The organism is Rhizobacter sp. SG703 (assembly GCF_012275445.1).
In the GTDB taxonomy this organism is placed as follows: Bacteria; Pseudomonadota; Gammaproteobacteria; order Burkholderiales; family Burkholderiaceae_C; genus Rhizobacter.
The window spans coordinates 228,306-248,065 of record NZ_JAAZQK010000010.1 but is presented as its reverse complement, the minus strand read 5'-3'; the positions used below and the strand labels follow the sequence as shown (position 1 = coordinate 248,065).

General features: G+C 70.8%; 14 protein-coding genes. 4 read left to right on the top strand and 10 right to left on the bottom strand.

What is annotated here, in order from left to right; genetic code table 11:
- Positions 1 to 11 precede the first annotated feature (11 nt).
- From FHT26_RS21965 to FHT26_RS21935, 7 genes are all read right to left on the bottom strand, one after another.
- On the bottom strand, positions 12 to 2,057 hold the full coding sequence (locus FHT26_RS21965) for a GGDEF domain-containing protein (RefSeq protein ID WP_168562222.1): 2,046 nt from the start codon (positions 2,055 to 2,057) through the stop codon (positions 12 to 14).
- A gap of 62 nt (positions 2,058 to 2,119) precedes the next feature.
- The gene (locus tag FHT26_RS30530) at positions 2,120 to 4,180 is read right to left on the bottom strand and encodes a diguanylate cyclase domain-containing protein (RefSeq protein WP_168562221.1); all 2,061 of its coding nucleotides are present in this window, start codon (positions 4,178 to 4,180) and stop codon (positions 2,120 to 2,122) included.
- 147 nt (positions 4,181 to 4,327) lie between these two features.
- A complete protein-coding gene (locus tag FHT26_RS21955) occupies positions 4,328 to 5,611 on the bottom strand; it encodes a solute carrier family 23 protein (RefSeq protein ID WP_168562220.1) in 1,284 nt (427 codons plus the stop codon).
- A gap of 234 nt (positions 5,612 to 5,845) precedes the next feature.
- Positions 5,846 to 6,022: a hypothetical protein gene (locus tag FHT26_RS21950; protein WP_157597827.1), complete on the bottom strand. Its 177-nt coding sequence runs from the start codon at positions 6,020 to 6,022 to the stop codon at positions 5,846 to 5,848.
- Between the two features lie 12 nt (positions 6,023 to 6,034).
- On the bottom strand, positions 6,035 to 6,271 hold the full coding sequence (locus FHT26_RS21945) for a hypothetical protein (RefSeq protein WP_168562219.1): 237 nt from the start codon (positions 6,269 to 6,271) through the stop codon (positions 6,035 to 6,037).
- 302 nt (positions 6,272 to 6,573) lie between these two features.
- The gene (locus FHT26_RS21940) at positions 6,574 to 7,461 is read right to left on the bottom strand and encodes an alpha/beta fold hydrolase (protein WP_168562218.1); all 888 of its coding nucleotides are present in this window, start codon (positions 7,459 to 7,461) and stop codon (positions 6,574 to 6,576) included.
- A 194-nt stretch (positions 7,462 to 7,655) separates the two neighbouring features.
- On the bottom strand, positions 7,656 to 8,258 hold the full coding sequence (locus tag FHT26_RS21935; RefSeq protein ID WP_168562217.1) for a TetR/AcrR family transcriptional regulator: 603 nt from the start codon (positions 8,256 to 8,258) through the stop codon (positions 7,656 to 7,658).
- 127 nt (positions 8,259 to 8,385) lie between these two features.
- On the opposite strand from FHT26_RS21935, the gene FHT26_RS21930 reads away from it, so the two are divergent.
- Positions 8,386 to 10,227: a sensor histidine kinase gene (locus FHT26_RS21930; RefSeq protein ID WP_168562216.1), complete on the top strand. Its 1,842-nt coding sequence runs from the start codon at positions 8,386 to 8,388 to the stop codon at positions 10,225 to 10,227.
- Between the two features lie 24 nt (positions 10,228 to 10,251).
- Here FHT26_RS21930 and FHT26_RS21925 read toward each other — a convergent pair whose 3' ends face one another.
- Genes FHT26_RS21925 through FHT26_RS21915 form a run of 3 tightly spaced genes read right to left on the bottom strand, consistent with a single transcriptional unit; the run spans position 10,252 to position 13,954 of the window.
- On the bottom strand, positions 10,252 to 11,976 hold the full coding sequence (locus tag FHT26_RS21925) for an ABC transporter ATP-binding protein (protein ID WP_168562215.1): 1,725 nt from the start codon (positions 11,974 to 11,976) through the stop codon (positions 10,252 to 10,254).
- The gene (locus FHT26_RS21920; RefSeq protein WP_210427522.1) at positions 11,973 to 13,019 is read right to left on the bottom strand and encodes an ABC transporter permease; all 1,047 of its coding nucleotides are present in this window, start codon (positions 13,017 to 13,019) and stop codon (positions 11,973 to 11,975) included. Before FHT26_RS21920 ends, FHT26_RS21925 begins: the two co-directional genes overlap by 4 nt.
- Positions 13,016 to 13,954 (bottom strand): ABC transporter permease, encoded by a 939-nt coding sequence (locus FHT26_RS21915; RefSeq protein ID WP_168562214.1) that lies wholly within the window; start codon positions 13,952 to 13,954, stop codon positions 13,016 to 13,018. Before FHT26_RS21915 ends, FHT26_RS21920 begins: the two co-directional genes overlap by 4 nt.
- Positions 13,955 to 14,259: 305 nt before the next feature.
- Between FHT26_RS21915 and FHT26_RS21910 the strand changes: the two genes are divergently transcribed.
- From FHT26_RS21910 to FHT26_RS21900, 3 genes are read left to right on the top strand one after another with little or no spacing between them, the layout of a single operon-like run.
- On the top strand, positions 14,260 to 16,104 hold the full coding sequence (locus FHT26_RS21910) for an ABC transporter substrate-binding protein (RefSeq protein ID WP_246868039.1): 1,845 nt from the start codon (positions 14,260 to 14,262) through the stop codon (positions 16,102 to 16,104).
- 11 nt (positions 16,105 to 16,115) lie between these two features.
- Positions 16,116 to 17,951, top strand: coding sequence for an ABC transporter substrate-binding protein (locus FHT26_RS21905; protein ID WP_246868038.1), 1,836 nt, complete (start codon positions 16,116 to 16,118; stop codon positions 17,949 to 17,951).
- Between the two features lie 19 nt (positions 17,952 to 17,970).
- Positions 17,971 to 19,752 (top strand): ABC transporter substrate-binding protein, encoded by a 1,782-nt coding sequence (locus tag FHT26_RS21900; protein WP_168562213.1) that lies wholly within the window; start codon positions 17,971 to 17,973, stop codon positions 19,750 to 19,752.
- Positions 19,753 to 19,760: the final 8 nt, after the last annotated feature.

Here is a 19,760-nt window from a genome sequence, read left to right as displayed (position 1 = left end):
GGGCATCCGGGCTACGAAAAGAGGTCGGGTTGCGGGCCGGGCTGCTCGTGCAGGCGCACGCGGCCGTCGCGCCACGCGCTGTCGAAGTCGTTCTCGATCGCCTTCAGTTCGTCGGCCGAGCGCAGCTGCGCGCCGATCACGCCGATCGCGCGGTTGCGGCCCTGGCCCTTCGCGGTGTAGAGCGCCATGTCGGCCAGGTTGACCGCCTGCTCCCACGGCACCGGCAGGTCGTCGGGCGGCAGCGGGAAACGCGCGTAGCCGATCGATGCGGTGACGCGCAACACGTCTTCGCTGCCGCCACCGGTGCCGCTGTCGACCGGCTCGCGGCCGATCTGCTCCAGCACGCGCGCGGCCAGCTGCTCGGCCTGCTCGGCGCTGACCGCGGGCGCGAGGATCAGGAACTCCTCGCCGCCCCAGCGCACCACCAGGTCGTTCTCGCGCACGCAGCCGGCCAGCCGCCGCGCGACCTCGACCAGCACCGCATCGCCCACCGAATGCCCATGGCCGTCGTTCACATGCTTGAAGTGGTCGATGTCGACCAGCAGCAGCGCGCCTTCGACGCCCCGCTCGCCGCCGCGCGCCATCGCGGCCTGGAACTGGCGGCGGTTGGACAACCCGGTCAGCGGATCGCGTTCGCTCTGCAGCCGCAGGTTGGCGTGGCTCGCCTGCAGCCGGCGGTTGATCTCGCGCACCCGCAGGTACAGCAGCGCCGCGACGCCGACCGACAGCGCCATCACCGCCGCCATCAGCGCCCACACCCGCTGCTGCAGTTCGCGGTTCGCGAGCGCAGCGGTCTTCAGCGCGTTGTCGCGGCTCACCAGCTCGATCTCGCGCTGCTTGCTCTCGGTGTCGTAGCGCTGCTGCACGTCCTTCAGCGCCGCGGCGCGGTTGGCCTTCATCACTTCGGCGCTGAGCTTGCGTTCGCGGTGGAACAGCTCCAGCGCGCCGCGCGCATCGCCGGCCGCCGCCAGCGCCTCGCCGAACTCGCGCAGCGACTGCGCTTCGCTGCCCGGCGCGCCGCTGCGCTGCCACAGCTCGGCCAGGCGCGCCAGGTCGAGCTTGCCTTCGGCGATGCGGCCGAGGCCGATCTTCGCGAGACCGGCGTTGTTGATCAGCACCCGCTCGGCACGCTGGTCGCCGTGGCGGCGCACCACCGGCAGCGCGGCCTCGGCGGCGCGCAGCGCGTCGGCCGGGCGGTTCTGCCGCGCGTACAGGTCGCTGAGGTTGGCGTTCAGCAACGATTCGAGGCGCGGCGAATCGGCCTTGCGGGCGATCGGCAAGGCGTCTTCGGCCAGCCGCAGCGACTGCTGGTGCTCGCCGCGCATGTCGGCCAGCCGGGCTTCGTGCAGCCGCAGCCGCACCTGGACGTCCGGGTCGTCGAGCGGGGCCGCGACGCGCTGTGCCTGTTGCAGCGTGCGCATCGCGCCGGGCATGTCGCCCTGGCGCGCGATGTCGAGCGCCAGCAGGCCCAGCACCAGCGCCTGGCGGTAGCTGTCGTGCTGCGCCTCTGCCAGTTGCGCGGCGATGCGCAGGTGGCGCGCGCCCTCGGCCCACAGCGCGCGGCTTTGCGCATGGCGCTCGATCACCTGCAGCGCGCGCCACGCGGCGCGGTAGTCGCAATCGGCCGAGGTCGTCGATGGCGCGCCGTCCGGCCCCGGGCAGCCTTGCTGCAGCACCGGCACCGCGGCCTGCGCGAGCGCGGCCGCCACGTCGAGCTGGCCGTCGTTCTCGGCCACCAGCGCGCGCACCAGGTTGGCCCGCGCGGTGCCGTCGGCCTCGTCGGGTTCGCTGCCCGCCGTGCCGGTGCGCAACTCTTCGGCCAGCATGCCGGCTTCGGCGACGCGGCCGTTCTGCGCCAGCACGATCGCGCGCGCGAGCTGCAGCCGGCGCACCGTCTGCGCCGGCCGCGGCGTCAGCGCCTCCTGCTCGCGCTGCAGCTGCAGCAGCGCCTGCAGCGCCGGCTCCGGGCGGTCGTAGCCCTGGCGCACCAGGCGGTCCGATTGCTCGATGACGCCGGCGGCGGCCGGGCCGGCGCAGGTTGCTGCGAGCAGCAGCAACACACCGTTCGCCCTGAGCCTGTCGAAGGACAAGCTCGGTCCGGACGAATCGCGCAACGCCCTCATGCGCGGCCCTCGCGCACCGGCCCGCGCAGCAGCGTCAGCGTGACCTGCCCGTCGCGCCAGGCGGACTCCAGCGACGCGGCGATCGCCTGCAGCCCCTGCACCGTCTGCGCATGCATCAGCCCGACGCCATAGGCCCGGTTGCGGCCGTGCGCCTTCGCCAGGTAGAGGGCGGTATCGACCAGGTTGATCGCCGGCTCCCACGCGACCGCCAGCCCGGTCGGCTCGATCGGGAAACTCGCATAGCCGATCGAGCCGGTGACCGCGATCTCGCGGCCCTGCCACGCGACCGGCGCCTGCGCGACCGCGTCGAGCAGCCGCTGGGCCAGTGCGTCGACCTGCTCGCGCGACAGCGACTGCACCACCACCAGGAACTCCTCGCCGCCCCAGCGCACCACCAGGTCGGGCTCGCGCAGCGCATCGGCCAGCCGCTGCGCCATCGCGACCAGCACCGCATCGCCGGCCGCATGGCCGTGCTCGTCGTTGATGCGCTTGAAGTGGTCGATGTCGAGCAGGTACACCGTGCCGGCCAGCTGGCCGTCGACCGACATCCGCTTCATCGCCGCCTGGAAATAGCGCCGGTTCGCCAGGCCGGTGAGCGGGTCGCGCTCGCTCTGCACCTTCAGCTGCGCGTTGCTGTGCGCCAGCGCCTGGTTGGTGCGGCGCACGCGGCGCATCATCAGCAGCACCACCGCGAACGACAGCACGAAGGTCGCCGCCAGCAGCCACCACAGCCGCTGTTGCAGGTCGCGGCGCTGCAGCTGCGAGCCCTTGATCGCGTTGTCGCTGTTCAGCAGCGCGAGCGCGCGGGTGCGGCGGTCGCTGTCGAACTGCTCCTGCAGCTCGAGGATGGCCTTCTGCTGGTCGCGCTGCACCAGCTTGTCGGCGATCGAGCGGTGCCGGTGCAGCGCCTGCACCGCGCCGGCCGCGTCGCCGGCCTTCTCGAGCGCGGTGCCGAACTCCAGCAGCACGTCGGACACCAGCGGCGCGTCGCCGCGGTGCTCGGCCATCGACAGCGCGAGCCCGACGTGCCGCTTGCCTTCGGCCACCTCGCCCAGCCCGATGTGGGCCAGCCCCATGTTCCACAGCGCGATGATCTCGCTGCTGGTGTCGCGCACCTCGCGCGTCAGCGGCAGCGCCTCCTGCGCGCGGCGCAGTGCGGTGCGATAGTCGCCGCGCTGCAGGAAGAAGTCCGACATGTTGGCCAGCAGCAGCGCTTCGTCGAGCTTGGCGCCGGCCTCGTGGGCGTAGTTGATCGCCGACTGCATCGAATGCAGCTCGGCCGCGACCTCGCCCGGTCCGTCGAGCAGGATGCCCTGGATGTTGTGCACCCGGGCCAGCGAGATCTTGTCGTCGGCTGCGGTCGCGATCGCCAGCGCCTCGGCATTGGTGCTGCGCGCCCGCTCCGGCTGCTGCGCCTTGTAGAGCGAGTAGGCGGCACGCGTGCGGGCCTCGGCACGGCGCCAGGCGATGCCGAGGTGGTCGGCGAGGTCGATCTCCCGCAGGTGCAGCCGCACCGCGTCGTCGAGCTTGCCGGCGCGCTGCAGGGCCTTCGAATGCGCGGCCAGGAAGCGCAGCCGGCTGGTGGCCGGTGTCGCCGCGGGCAACTGCGCGGCGGCGGCGGTCAGCAGCTTGTCGGCCTCGCGCGCATCACCGCTTTTCAGCATCATGCTGGCCTGGATCAGCCGCGCCGCGGCCTCGGTGGCGGGCGTCGACTGCTCGCGCAACCGGCGGGCGCAATCGGACGCGGCCTCGAACTCCGACGCCTCGGTGTGCATCAGGCCCTGCAGCGTCAACGCGTCGATCCAGTCGGCGCTGCCGGCCGCGAGCGTGCCGACGCGCGTGCGCAGCGCGGCCGCGGTGTCGGATGGATGGGCGCGGCCGGTCGATTCGAAATCGGCCAGCTCGGCGGCCACGCCGGTGTCGGATGCGGCGGCCGATGCGGCCATCGACGGCGATGCGGAGGCCGCTCCCGAGGCCGGCGCGGCGCGTACGCCGCCGCACGCCAATGCGGCCAGCAGCACCCAGCTCAGGCGCAGGCTTGGGCGAGTGGGGCGCACAGGAAGTGCCGCGGGAACACGCGAAATCGGACGCATCGGTGGATATCGACCAGCAAGGGGCGGACCTGAGGCACGACCGCTGCGGCAGCATCTCACGCCGACTGGCCGCGCACCATCGTCGCATGCACCGACGGGCGCGCCGGCCGCTCAACGGCCGGGCCGGCGCCGCAGCAGCGCGTGCAGCGCGATCGCGCCGAAGGTCGCGGTGCCGATGCCGCCGAGCGTCAGGCCGCCGAACCTCAGCGTGTAGTCGCCGGTGCCGAGGATCAGCGTGACCGCGGCGACGATCAAGTTGGTGTTGTCGCCGAAGTCGACCCGGTTGTCGACCCAGATCTTGGCGCCGGCCACCGCGATCAGCCCGAACACCACGATGCTGACGCCACCCATCACCGCCAGCGGGATGGCCTGGATCAGCGCGCCGAACTTCGGGCTGAAGCCGAGCACGATCGCGATCAACGCGGCCACCACGAACATCGCGGTGGAGTAGATCCTGGTCGCGGCCATCACGCCGATGTTCTCGGCATAGGTCGTCACGCCGGTGCCGCCGCTCGCGCCGCTGACCATCGTCGCGAGGCCGTCGCCGATGAAGGCGCGGCCCATCAGCGCGTCGAGCGGCTTGCCGGTCATCGCGCCGACCGCCTTCAGGTGGCCGAGGTTCTCGGCCGCCAGGATCACCGCGACCGGCGCGATCAGCAGCATCGCGTCGGCCTGGAACACCGGCGCCGCGAAGCCGGGCAGCCCGAACCAGGCGGCCGCGGCGACGCCCGACAGGTCGAGCGGCTTGCCCAGCCCGAGGCCGTTGGCCAGCAGCGCGTAGACGACGCTCGCGACCAGCAGGCCGACCAGGATCAGCAGGCGCTGCGTCATGCCGCGCGTGTACACCGCGACCAGCCCGACGCTCAGGAACGTGACGGCCTGCATCCAGGCGTCGAACGGCGTCGGCGCCATGTTCTTGATCGGCACGCCGGCCAGGTTCAGGCCGATCACCGCGACCACCGCGCCGGTGACGACCGGCGGCATCAGCGATTCGATCCACGCGGTGCCGGCGGCCGTCACCGCCAGCCCGATCAGCAGCACGACGGCGCCGCAGGCGACGATGCCGCCGAGCGCCGCGCCGAGGTGGGCATTCGGCCCATGGCCGCCGTAGCCGCTGGCGGCGATCACGACGCCGATGAAGGCGAAGCTCGAGCCGAGGTAGCTCGGCACCTTGCCGCCGACGACGACGAAGAAGATCAGCGTGCCGATGCCGCTCATCAGGATCGCGACGTTCGGGTCGAACCCCATCAGCAGCGGCGCCAGCACGGTGGCGCCGAACATCGCGATCACGTGCTGCACGCCCATCGCGAAGGTCTGCGGCCAGGGCAGGCGCTCATCGGGCGCGACGACCACGCCGGGTTGGGCACTTCTGACGCGCCAGGTGGGAAGGGACATCGCTTGGCTCCTCGGTTCTTCTGGTCATGCGCACCCGGGGCGGTGCGCGACGCAGTGTAGGAGCGCGGCAGAAGCGAGTCACCCGGGCCGGCACCGATGGTCGGCACCGCCCGGGTGGCGGAGGAACGCGGGACGAATGTGAAAAAAAGAGGGGAAACGGGACAGGTGCCGGGGGCTCGCTCTCATCCACCCCGGCTTGCCCGTTCCCCCTTGGACGTCACATACGTCGAGAAATCAACGCGCGGCGCGGACGCTGCCGGGCGGCGGAAACAACGACAGCTGCGCCGGAGCGCTTCTGGACTGCAGGACCTTGAACGAGCGGTCGGTGCTGTTGCCGGCCTGCGGTGTGATGCGCGTCACGCTCGGCGTCGTCGTCGGGCGGACCATCAGGTGTTCGGTGCGCGGAGCCATGGCCAGCCCCCTTCAGTGACCGACCAGCCACTGGCTGGGGGCGAATTCGCTCGGGCGCACGGTGACCATCTCGGCCGCGGCCGGCGACAGCACGTTGGCCGCGCGTGCCAGCCAGTGCCGCACGTTGCCGCCGCCGTGACCGGCCGCCGGCTGGGCCAGGCGCAGCAGCGACGAGGCGCCACCGCGGCAGCTCGGGGTCGCCGGGCGGGCCCGGCGGGATGAAGGTGTACGACGATGGAACAGCGGCATGGCAACGACGTCCTTGTGTTGGAGCTGCTGCCGGCGTGTAGCGGGAGAGTCACCGGACTGGCAGTCTGTGCGCACTCAAGCGCAGCTTCCATGCCAACCCGGTTTCGGGTCTTGCGACGCGCCTTCGGACCAAAAATGCCGCGCGACGAACGCTGCGCCAGCCGAATTGTGGCCAGACGGTAAGGTCGCCGTTACAGACTTGACCGGATTTGTCGATCGGCCGCACTTATTTCAACGGCGGTTTCCAACCACGGTTACAGGGCTCGGCAACGACCGCTCAGGGGCCGTTGCGCACCACTCGTCTATTTGGCACGCACGTGCTCGACGACGGCCGCGATGCTTTCAGCATCCGACAGCACCCGCCGATGGCCCAGGCCGCGGGTCGTCGCCAGCCGGGCGTCGGGCAGGGCCTGCTGCAACGCCTGGCTGCCGGCCAGTGGGGCGACGCGGTCGCCCTCGTCGTGCAGCAGCAGTGTCGGCTGGTCCAGCCGCGCGCCCAGCCAAGCCGGCTCGAACTGCTGCAACGGCACGCCCTCGCGGCGCTCGATCGCGGTGCGCATGCGCCCGGCCAGTCCGGCGCCCAAGCCGAAGCTGCCGCTGAACCAGTCCAGGAAGAGCCCCGGCGGCGGCGACGGCGCGACCAGCGCCAGCCGTTTCACCGGCAGGCCGCTGGCGGCGGCGTGGCTGGCCGCCAGCGCGCCGAGCGAATGCGCGACCACCGCGTGCAGCGGGCCGAGCCGGGCCGACGCCGCCCACAGCGCGCGTGCGAACTGCGGCAGCGTCGAACGCCACGCGGCGCTGCGGCCGTGCGCCGGGAAATCCAGCAGCACCGGCGCGAAGCCGGCCGCCGCCAGCGCGTCGCCGAGCGGCTGCATCTGCAAGGCGTCGCCGGCCCAGCCGTGCACCAGCAGCACGGTGGGCCGCTCTTCGCCAGGACGGGCGGGCAGGTCGGCCCGGCGGTACACCGCCACCGTGCCGTGCTCGAACGGCCAGTGCGACAGCTGCCAGCCGGCCGGCACGGCCCGCCGCCGCGCTGCGAGCTTCAACGGCAGCGGCGTGAAGAACAGCCGCAGCGCGAGCCGCGTGCCGAGCCCGGGCGACAGCGACTGCAGACCGCGCAGCGCACTGCCGAGCCAGCGGGCGCTGCGGCTGGCGGCGTAGAAGGCGGTGGCCGGGTTGGGCGTGCTCATCAGAAGCAGCCGAAATCGGCGTTGCTGCGCGGCACCGCGGCAACCACGCGCCACAACGACAGCGCGCCGCGCAGCAGCACGGCGACGACCAGGGCGGACAGGACAAGCATCAGCATGGCAATCTCCTTGATTTCGCACGTGCGTGCGAAATGTGTCGACGAGACGGGGCGAACGTGGTGGCAGAGGCGGGCATGTCAGGCCTGCAGGGAACGGATGATGCGTTCGTACGCCGACCAGCAGCGGTCGGCGGCGCGCGGATCGCGCAGGAAGCGGGCTTCGCGCATCAGCGCGACGAACAGCCCGTCCATCTCGAAGACGAGCTGGTCGACGTCGGTGTCGGCGCGCAGGTGGCGGGCGTCGATGGCCTGGATCACGGTGCGCTTGAGCGCACTGCGCCAGCGCATCACGTGGTCGAGCAGCAGGTCGCGCAGCGGGCCTTGGCGGTCGTCGAACTCGAAGGCGCCGGCGCAGTACAGGCAGCCGGTGCGGATCTCGACATCGCGGGCACGCTGCAGCCACAGCCGCATGATCGCGTTCAGGCGCGGCAGGCCGCGCGGCTCGCGCATTGCCGGCACGAAGACGTCTTGCAGGAAGCGGCGGTCGTATTCGTCGATCACCGCGATCTGCAGCGCCTCGCGCGAACCGACGCGCGAGAACACGCCGCTCTTCGACAGCCCGAGGCGCTTGGCGACCTCGCCGATCGTCAGGCTGTCGAGCCCGTCGGAGGCGGCCATGCCGAGCGCGGTGTCGAGGATGGCCGCGAGGGTCAACCCGCTGCGCTCCGTCTTGGTTTCCATTGCGCAAATTTAGCACGGTCGTGCGAAGTGTCAAGTCCCCGTCGACAGGTGTTGCGAGGCCGTGGTACACCGCGTGGCGGTGCACGCCGAGGCGATGAGGCACCGACCGAGGGAGAGGAACCGATCGATGGCCAGGCCCGACGACGGATCGCGCATTCGCTGGCTGGTGGTCAGCCTGTGGCTGGTCGTGGTCGCGCTGCTGGCCGGGCTGAGCGCCTTCAGCGCCGACACGCTGTCGGCCGCCCGTGCCTATGTCGGCGGCGAGAGCCACTGGTCGAAGGGCCAGAAGGACGCGATCTACCACCTGTTCCGCTACACCGAATCGCACGCCGAGGCCGACTACCAGCGCCACCTGGCGGCGCTCGCGGTGTCGCAGGGCGACCGGCTCGCGCGGCTCGAACTCGACAAGCCGGTGCCCGACATGGCGGTGGTGCGTCGGGGCTTCCTGCAGGGCGGCAACCATCCCGACGACATCGACGCGATGGCCCGCCTGTACCGCCGTTTCCGCCACGTCGGCTTCATGGCGGACGCGATCCGCACCTGGGTCGAAGGCGATGCGCAGATCGACGAGCTGAGCGCGCTGGGGCGCAACGTGCATGCTCGCCTCCAGGCCGGCGACACCGACTCGCCGGAGCTGCGCCTGCTGGTGGGGCGGATCGCGCCGCTGAGCGAGCGGCTGACCGAACTCGGCATGCGCTTCTCGGACTCGCTGGGCGAGGCATCGCGCATCACGCGGCGGCTGGTGACCACCGCGACGCTGGTGCTCGGCGCTTTGCTGGCCGGCGTCGGCGTGTGGCTGACGATGCGCATGCACCAGGCCCAGCGGCGCGCCGAGCAGGCGCTGCGCGAGAGCAACGAGCGGCTCGCGACGGCGGCCGAGGGCGCGCACATCGGCGTCTTCGACTGGGACGTCGACCACGACCGGGTGCAGCTCGATGCGCGCGCGGCGGCGCACCACGGGCTGGCCGACGCGTCGGGCCCGCGCGACGGTGCACAGCTGTCGGGCGAACGGATCGACCCCGAGGATGTGCCGGCGTTGCGCGCCGCGCTGGCACGGGCGGCGCAGGCCGACGAACTGGTCGCGTTGCGCTACCGCGTGCGGCTGCCCGACGGCAGCGTGCGCCACCTCGAGATGAATGCGCGGCGTCGCGAACAGGCCAGCGGCCGACGCGTGGTCGGCCTGCTGTGGGATGTGAGCGACGACGTCGAGGCCGAGCAGCTCCGCCTGGACAAGCAGGCCGCCGAACGCGCGAACCAGGCCAAGACGCAGTTCCTGTCACGCGTCAGCCATGAGCTGCGCACGCCGCTGAACGCGGTGCTGGGCTTCGCGCAGCTGCTGCAGACCGATGGCCGCGAACCGCTGACGCGGCGGCAGGCCGAGAGGCTGCAGCATGTGCTCGACAGCGGCCAGCACCTGCTGGAGCTGATCAACGAGCTGCTCGACCTGACCAGCATCGAGGACGGCGCGCTCGCGTTGTCGAGCCGCGACATCCCGCTCGCGGCGGTGCTCGGCGCGAGCCTGCGGCAGGTGGAGCCGCTCGCGTCGTCGATGCGCGTCACGCTGTCGATCGACGGCGTGCAGGCGCTCGCGGTGCACGCCGACCCACGGCGGCTGGAGCAGGTGTTCACGAACCTGCTGTCGAACGCGGTCAAGTACAACCGCGCGGGCGGCCGGGCCTGGGTGCAGTGCGAGAAGGACGGCACGCAGGCGGTGGTGACGGTGCATGACGACGGCGTCGGCATCGAAGCCGGCAAGCTCGCGCAGTTGTACCAGCCGTTCAACCGATTGGGCGCGGAGAACTCGCAGGTGCCGGGCAGCGGACTCGGCCTGGTGATCACGCAGCAATTGCTGCAGCGCATGGGCGCGGCGATGCACGTCGAGAGCGAGCCGGGCCGCGGGACGCGGGTGCGGGTGGGCTTGCCGCTGGCGCGGGTGAAGCGGCGGGAGGCCGCGCTGGAAGGGCGATGAAGCTTGCGGCGTGCAAGGACAAGCTCAGCCCTGCAGCGCGGCGCCCTCCCGATACCCCCGCGGAATCGCCCCCAGCAAGCGCTTCGTGTACTCCTGCTGCGGCTGCTCCAATATCTGCGCGACGCTCGCCTGCTCGACCACCTCGCCGTCCTTCATCACCAGCACCTCGTCGGCCATGAAGCGCACCACCGCCAGGTCGTGGCTGATGAAGATGTAGGCCAGCCCCAGCTCGTCCTGCAGGTCCTTCAGCAGGTTCAGCACCTGCGCCTGCACCGACACGTCGAGTGCACTCACCGCCTCGTCGAGCACCAGCACCTCCGGGTCCAGCGTCAGGCAGCGCGCGATCGCGACGCGCTGACGCTGCCCGCCCGAGAACTCGTGCGGGTACTTGTGCATCGCGCTGTCGTCCAGCCCCACCTTCGTCAGCAGCGCCCGCGCCCGCTGCTCGCGCGCCGCGGTGTCGCCGCCGATGCCGTGGATCGCCATCGGCTCGGTCAGCGTCTGGCCGATCGTGAAGCGCGGGTTCAGCGACGCATACGGGTTCTGGAACACCACCTGGATGCGCCGGCGCATCGGCAGCAGCTCGCGCCGGCTCAGCGCCAGCAGGTCCTGGCCGTCGAACATCACCTTGCCGCCGACCGGCCCGCCGTTCACCTCGTGCAGGCGCAGCAGCGTCAGCCCCATCGTGGTCTTGCCCGAGCCGGATTCGCCGACCACGCCCAGCGTGTGCCCGCGCCGCAGCGTGAAGCTCGCACCCTTCACCGCGCGGAATTCCTTGCGGCCGAACACGCCGCTGCGCAGCCAGAAGCTCTTCGTCAGGTTGCTGGCGTCGATCACGATCGGCGCCAGCGCATCCTTCGGTGCCGGCGGTGCGGCCGCCGCGCGCCCGGCGATGTGGTCGTCGATCACCATCAGCCGCGCGCCGCGCTGGTCCAGCGTCGGACGGCAGGCCAGCAGCGCCTTCGTGTACGCGTCGTGCGGCGCGCTGAAGATCTGCGCCACCGGGCCGTGCTCGCGCACCGTGCCCTGGCGCATCACCACCACCTGGTCGGCAATCTCGCCGACCACGCCCAGGTCGTGCGTGATGAACAGCATGCTCATGCGGTGCTGCGTCTTCAGCTTCGCGAGCAGCTCCAGGATCTGCCGCTGGATGGTCACGTCGAGCGCGGTCGTCGGCTCGTCGGCGATCAAGAGCTTCGGCTCGCATGACAGCGCCATCGCGATCATCACGCGCTGCTGCTGCCCGCCCGACAGCTCGTGCGGGTACGCACTGAGCCGCCGCTTCGGCTCCGGCAGCCCCACCTCGACCAGCAAGGCCTCGGCGCGCGCCAGCGCCTGCCTGCGCGTCATGCCCAGGTGGCGCACCAGCGGTTCCACCATCTGCTGCCCGACGGTGAACACCGGGTTCAGCGAGCTCATCGGGTCCTGGAACACGCAGGCGATGTCCTTGCCGCGCAGCGCCTGCAGCTCGGGCAGCGTCGCGGCCAGCAGGTCGCGGCCCTGGAAGCTGATCGCACCCTGCCGCTCGGCATTGCTCGGCAGCAGGTTCAGGATCGACATCGCGGTCACGCTCTTGCCCGAGCCCGATTCGCCGACCAGCGCCACCGTGGTGTTCTCCGGCACGTCGAAGCTGACGCCGACCGGCTTTCCGTCGATGTCGCGGCCCACCGCCTGCGTGCGCTGCACCACGCCCCCGTCGTTGCCCACGCGGAACGACACGCGCAGGTCCTTGATCGTCAACAAGCTCATTCCAGTCCCCGCAGCTTCGGATCCAGCGCATCGCGCAGCGCATCGGCAAACAGCGAGAACGCCGTCACGAACACCGCCATGAACGCGGTCGCCGCCACCAGCTGCCACCAGTAGCCGAGGATCAGCTCGCTCTGCGCCTCGGCCAGCATCGTGCCCCACGACACGTCGTCGACGCCGACGCCGAGACCGAGGTACGACAGGATCACCTCGAACTTGATGAAGCCGACCACCAGCAGCGACATGCGCACCAGGATCACGTGGCTGATGTTCGGCAGGATGTGGCGGAACATGCGCGACGCCGCCGATGCACCGATCGCCTCGGCCGAGCGCACGTACTCGCGCACCGAATGCTTCAGGAACTCGGCGCGCACCTGGCGGTACATGCCGGTCCAGCCGACCAGCGCGAGGATGATCGCCACGCTGGAAATGCCGCGCCCGAAGATCACCGCGAACGACAGGATCAGCAGGATGTCGGGGATCGACGTGAACACGCTGTACAGCCACTCGAGGAAGTCGCCGACCCTGCCGCCGAAGAAGCCGGCCAGCGCGCCGAGCAGCGTGCCGATCACGCTGGCCGCGATGGCCGCCAGCAACCCGACGAACACCGAGGTCTGCGTGCCCTTCAGCGCCTTGGTCAGCACGTCGCGCCCGATGCGGTCGCCGCCGAACGGCAGCGTCTCGCGCTTCACGCTGTCCTCGGTCTTGAACTTGGCGGCGCGCTCGTCCCATTCCTTGTAGCGCGGCGCCAGCGGGTCCACCGCCGACAGGTCGACGTTCGGGCCCTTCGGCACCGGAATCGCGCTCTGCTCGGCGGCCGGGGCCGGGCCCATGAACGTCGGCGGTGCGTTCGGCACGCCGACCTCCTTCTGCCAGCCGCGCGCCAGCAGGCCGACCGAACCCAGCAGCACCAGCAGCGCGAACGCGGCCACCACCACCATCGCCACCATGCCGACGCGGTCGGCGCGCAGCCGCTTCCACGCGGCGTGCCAGACGCCCAAGGATTGCCGCGCAGGCACTGCTGCAGGAGAAAGCACGGCGCTCATTTGAGGACCACCCGCGGGTCGATCAGCTTGTAGAGGATGTCCGCACCCAGGTTCACCAGCATCGTCAGCATCGCCAGGTAGACGGTGACCGCCTGGATCACCGGGTAGTCGCTGCGGTTCACCGCGAGGATGATCTCGCGGCCAAGCCCCGGGATCGAGAAGAACACCTCGATCAGGAACGAGCCGACGAACACGCCGGGCAGCGCCAGCGCGATGTTGGTGACGATCGGGATCATCGCGTTGCGCAGCACGTGCTTGAACAGCACCGTGCGCTCGGTCATGCCCTTCGCGCGCGCGGTGCGCACGTAGTCGTGGCCGAGCTCGTCGAGGAAGAAGGTGCGGTACAGCCGCGTCTGCGGCGCCAGGCCCACCAGCAGCGCCAGCAGCACCGGCAGCGGCACGAAGACCGCGAGGTTGGTCCAGGTGCTGTCGCTCCAGCCCTGCACCGGGAACCAGCCGAGCTGGAAGCCGAACACGTACTGGCCGACGATGATGTAGACCAGGAACGAGATCGACAGCGCGACGGTCGAGATCACCATGATGCTGCGGTCGGCCAGCGAGCCGCGGCGGTAGGCCACCCACATCGCGATCGGCAGCGCGAGCAGCGTGTCGAGCGCGAGGATCGGCAGCATCACCGTCAGCGTGGCCGGCGCGCGGGTCGCGAAGATGCTGCTCACCGCTTCCTGGGTGGCCCAGCTGTGGCCCCAGTCCAGCGTCGCGATGCTGCGGAAGTAGATCAGCAGCTGCTGCCACACCGGCTTGTTCAGCCCGAGCTGCTCGCGGATCGCGTCGATCTGCTGCGGGGTGGCGTTCAGGCCGCCGAGGATTTCGGCCGGGTCGCCGCCGAAGTACTTGAAGAGGAAGAACACCAGCAGCACCACCCCGATCAAGGTCGGGATCATTTGCCACAGGCGCCGTATCAGGTAGGCCGCCATATCGTCGTGAGCGTCTCGGGTCGAGAAAGAGGACCGGCACGCCCCGCCGGCCCGGGTCGGGAGGCGCGGTTGCCGGAATCTGGGCAGGCGCGAGTCTAAGGCCCGGCCCGACAGCCCCCGCCCCACGTTTGCCCTCAGGAACCGGCAGCGCACGCAACTTGCATGCCGGTCCCGAAAGTTCCCGCGCACGGGCCGGGGCAAGCCCGGAGGCCGAGCGCCCCGGGCAGGCCCTAGACTTCGCGCCTTCGGCATGCCGCCGCGCCACGAGCGCCGGCAGCGTGCCCTCCCACCAGGAGTTCGTGACCATGATCCGACGCGGTGCAGCCGGGCTGCTCGCCTTCCTCGTGCTGATGGCGGCCGCGCTGCCGGCGCTTGCCGGGCCGGCGCCTGCCGCCCAGCCTGCGGCCCCGCTGAAGGTGCTGCGCTATGCCTTCCCGGTCGCCGAAACCGGCTTCGACCCGGTGCAGCTCAGCGACCTCTATTCGCGCACCGTCACCGCCGGCATCTTCGAGACGCCGCTGACCTTCGACTTCCTCGCGCGCCCGATCCGCATGAAGCCGAACACCGCGGCGGCGATGCCCGAGATCTCGGCCGACTTCAAGACCTTCACGTTCCGCCTGAAGCCCGGCACCTACTTCCAGGACGACCCGGCCTTCAAGGGCCAGCGCCGCGAGCTGGTCGCGCAGGACTACGTCTACACGCTGAAGCGCCACTACGACCCGCAGTGGAAAAGCCCGAACCTGTACCTGCTGGAGAACGCGAAGCTGCTCGGCCTGTCGGAACTGCGCCGGCAGGTGCTGGCGTCGAAGCAGCCGTTCCCGTACGACCGCGAGGTCGACGGCCTGCGCGCGCTCGACCGCTACACCTTCCAGATCAAGCTGGCCGAGCCGTCGCCGCGCTTCCACCAGCAGATCCTGACCGACGCCGGCGCCTTCGGCGCGGTGGCGCGCGAGGCGGTCGAGTTCTACGGCGACAAGATCATGGCGCACCCGGTCGGCACCGGGCCGTTCCGGCTCGCCGACTGGCGCCGCAGTTCGCTGATCGTGCTGGAGCGCAACCCCGGCTACCGCGAGCAGTTCTACGACGAGGAAGCACCGGCCGACGATCCGCGCTCGCAGGCCATCGCCCGCTCGATGAAGGGCAAGCGCATCCCGATGCTCGACCGCGTCGAGATCTCGATCATCGAAGAGGCGCAGCCGCGCTGGCTGAGCTTCCTGAACGGCCAGAACGATTTCCTGGACCGCCTGCCGGCCGAGTTCTCGGGCATCGCGATCCCGCGCAACCGGCTCGCGCCGAACCTCGCGAAGCGCGGCATCCAGATGGAACAGGCGCCGCTGGTCGATGCGGTGATCGCGGGCTTCTTCAACCACGAGAACCCGGTGGTCGGCGGCTACACGCCCGAGAAGGTCGCGCTGCGGCGGGCAATCTCGCTGGCCTACAACACGCCGGCCGAGCTGCAGCTGGCGCGCAAGAACCAGGCGGTGCCGGCGCAGACCGCGATCGCGCCGGCGGTGTACGGCTACGACCCGACCGTGAAGACCGAGATGAGCGACTACGACCCCGACCGGGCGCGCGCGCTGCTGGACACCTACGGGTATGTCGACCGCGACGGCGACGGCTGGCGCGAGTTGCCCGACGGCAGCCCGCTCGTCATCGAGTACGCGACGCAGCCCGACCAGCTGAGCCGGCAACTCGTCGAGCTGTGGGACAAGAGCATGCGCGCGGTCGGCATCCGCATGGTGTTCAAGGCCGCGAAATGGCCGGAGAACCTGAAGGCCTCGCGGGCGGGCAAGCTGATGATGTGGGGCGTGGCGTGGAGCGCGACGACGCCGGACGCCGACACCTTCCTCGCGCTCGCCTACGGCCCCAACAAGGGTGGCGCCAACCATTCGCGCTTCGACCTGCCGGCCTTCAACCTGCTGTTCGAGAAGCAGGGCCGCCTGCCCGACGGGCCGGAGCGCGAAGCGGTGCTGCGCGAAGCGAGCAAGCTGATGGTGGCCTACCTGCCGTACAAGATCAGCGCGCACCGCATCGCGACCGACCTGATGCAGCCGTGGGTGATCGGCTACCGGCGCAATCCGTTCATCCGCGAGTTCTGGAAATTCCTCGACATCGACACCGCGCTCGAAGCCGCGCGCACTTCGCCATGACCTGCCGCTCCATGATGCCCCCACGACACCGATTCCTCGCCGCCGGCGCCGCGCTGCTGCTGTCCCTCGCGGGCGGCGCCCAGGCGCAGCCGGCCGCGTCGTCGCCCGCCGCCGGCGCGCCGGTCGCGAAGACCTTCCGCTGGGCCTTCGTCGCCGCCGAGACCGGCTTCGACCCGGTGAAGATCAGCGACCTGTACTCGCGCTACGTCACGACGCACCTGTTCGAGGCGCTGGTCCGCTACGACTACCTGGCCCGCCCGTTCAAGCTGCGGCCCGAGGCGGCGGCCGCGATGCCGGAGGTGTCGGACGACTTCCGGACCTACACCTTCCGCATCCGCCCCGGCGTCTACTTCCAGGACGACCCGGCGTTCAAGGGCCAGCGCCGCGAGCTGGTCGCGCAGGATTTCGTGTTCTCGATCAAGCGCTTCTTCGACCCGGCCAACCAGAGCCCGGCCTACTCCGACATGAAGGACCAGGGCTTCATCGGGCTGGAAGAGCTGCGCGAGCAGGCGCTCGCGAAGAAGGCGCCGTTCGACTACGACAAGCCGGTCGAGGGCCTGAAGGCGCTCGACCGCTACACGCTGCAGATCAAGCTGGACACCCCGCGCCCGCGGCTGCTGTTCACGCTGGCCGACAGCAGCCTGTACGGCGCGGTCGCGCGCGAGGTCATCGAGCTGTACGGCGACAAGACGATGGAGCACCCGGTGGGCACCGGGCCGTTCAAGCTCGGCACGTGGCGGCGCAGCTCGCAGATCGTGCTGGAGCGCAACCCCGGCTTCCACGAGGCCTTCTACGACGCCGAGCCGAATGCCGACGATGCCGAAGGCCAGGCGCTGCTGCAGCGCTTCAAGGGCCGCCGCCTGCCGATGATCGACCGCGTCGAGATCGCGATCATCGAGGAGAGCCAGCCCCGCTGGCTGGCCTTCCTGAACCGCGAGATCGACCTCGTCACGGTGCCGCTGGAGTTTGCGAACCAGGCGGTGCCGAACGGCAAGCTGGCGCCGAACCTGGCGAAGCGCGGCCTCCAGATGGAGCGCTTCGTCAACCCTGACCGCACGCTCTATTACTTCAACATGGAAGACCCGACGGTCGGCGGCTACACGGCCGACAAGGTCGCGCTGCGCCGCGCGATCCGGCTGGCCACCGACGTCAAGCGCGAGATCAACGGCGTGCGCCGCGGCCAGGCGATCCCGGCGCAGACCATGGTGGCGCCCGGCACCTTCGGCTACGACCCGAACTACAAGACCGAGAACAGCGACTACGACGTCGGCCGCGCGAAGGCGCTGCTCGACATGTACGGCTATGTCGACCGCAACGGCGACGGCTGGCGCGAGATGCCCGACGGCAGCCCGCTGCTGATCCGCTATGCCACCTTGCCCGACAGCCTGTCGCGCCAGTTCGATGAGCTGTGGAAGAAGAACATGGATGCGATCGGCGTGCGCATCGAGATCAAGCCCGCGCAGTGGCCGGAGAACCTGAAGGCGGCCCGCGCCGGGCAGCTGATGGTGTGGCAGCTCGGCTACACCGCGTCGACGCCCGATGTGCAGGACGCGCTGCAGCTGCTGTACGGCCCGGCATCGGGCGGCCAGAACCTCGGGCGCTTCAAGAACGAGCGCTTCGACGCGATCTACGAGCGCATGCAGCGCATCGGCGACGGCCCCGAGCGGCTCGCGCTGCTCGACGAGGCGAACCGCATCGCGACGGCGCTCGCGCCGCACAAGTACAACGTGCACCGCATCATCACCGACCTGGCGCAGCCGTGGGTGATCGGCTACCGGCGGCCGGTCTTCGTCAGCCGTTTCTGGCAGTACCTCGACATCGACGAGAGTCGCCGGGTCGGGCATTGAGCGGCACGGCGCGGCAGGCATGGAGCTGACCCGCCGCGCCTGGATCGCCGCGTCGGCGGCGCTGTCGTGCACGGCACCGGGCAGCGCGGGCGCGGCCGACACCACGCTGCGCCTGGCCTTCGACGCTGCCGAGACCGGCTTCGACCCGTGCCAGATCTCGGACGTCAACTCGGCGCAGGTGGCGTCCGCGATCTTCGAGCCGCCGCTGCGCTACGACTACCTCGCGCGCCCGGTGAAGCTGCGCCCGAACACCGCGGCGCTGCCGGAGATCGGCGACGACTTCAGGACCTTCACGTTCCGCCTGCGTCCCGGCATCTTCTTCGCCGACGACCCGGTCTTCGGCGGCGCGCCGCGCGAGCTGGTCGCGCAGGACTACGTCTACAGCGTCAAGCGCTACTACGACCCGCGGCTGAACTGCGAGAACCTCTACGTGTTCGAGAACGCGAAGCTGCGCGACCTGAGCGAGCTGCGCGCGCAGGCCCGCCGCAGCGGCAAGCCGTTCGACTACGACCGCGAGGTCGACGGCATCCGCGCGCTCGACCGCTACACCTTCCGCATCCGGCTGGCCGAGCCGAGCCCGCGCTTCCACCACTGGTTCGCGCAGGGGGCGCTGGTCGGCGCGGTCGCGCGCGAGGTGGTCGACCACTACGGCGCCGAGATCGCCGCGCACCCGGTGGGCACCGGCCCGTTCATGCTGGCGGCCTGGCGCCGCGCGTCGCGCATCGAGCTGGTGCGCAACCCGCGTTTCCGCGTACAGCACTTCGAGGCCGAGCCGGCGCCCGACGATGCGCAGGCGCAGCAGGTCGCGCGCGAGCTGGCCGGCCGGCGCCTGCCGCTGGCCGAGCGCATCGAGGTCAGCGTGATCACCGAGTCGCAGCCGCGCTGGCTTGCGTTCGTCAACGGCGCGCTCGACGTGCTGGAGCTGCCGGTGGAGTTCACGCCGATCGCCGCGCCGGGCAACCGCATCGCGCCGCACCTCGCGCGCCACGGCGTGCGGCTGCAGCGCAGCGCGAAGGCCGACATGGCGGTGACCTACTTCAACATGGACGACCCGGTGGTCGGCGGCAACGCCCCCGGGAAGGTGGCGCTGCGCCGCGCGATCTGCCTGGCCTACGACAACCGGCAGGACCTGGAGGAGTTGCGCCACGGCCAGGGCATCCCGGCGCAGTCGGTGGTCGCGCCCTTCACCTCCGGCTACGAGGAGGACTACCGCAGCACGATGAGCGAGACCAGCATTGCGCGCGCGATGGCGCTGCTCGACCTCTACGGGTACGTCGACCGCGACGGCGACGGCTGGCGCGAGCTGCCCGACGGCCGGCCGCTGGTGCTGCGGCTCGCGTCGCGGCCGGAGCAGCGGCAGCGCCAGTTCAACGAACTGTGGCACAAGTGCATGACGGCGGTGGGCTTGCGCATCCAGTTCGACATCGCGAGCTGGCCCGACCTGCTGAAGATGGGGCGCGCCGGCAAGCTGATGATGTGGGGCTTCAGCTGGGTGGCCGGCACGCCCGACGACGGCTTCTTCCTCGGCATCGGCTATGGCCCGAACGCGAACGAATCGAACGACGCGCATTTCGCGCTGCCGGCCTACGATCGGCTGTTCGAGCGACAGAACGTGCTGCCCGACGGGCCGGAGCGTGCCGCGCTGATGCGCGAGGCGAAGAACATGCTGGTGGCGTACATGCCGTACAAGGCGCATGTGCACACCGTCGTCAGCGACGTGCTGCAGCGGCGCGTGATCGGGCACCTGCGGCATCCGTTCATGCGCGACACCTGGCAGTACATCGGAATCGGAATCTCGTGAGGTCGACC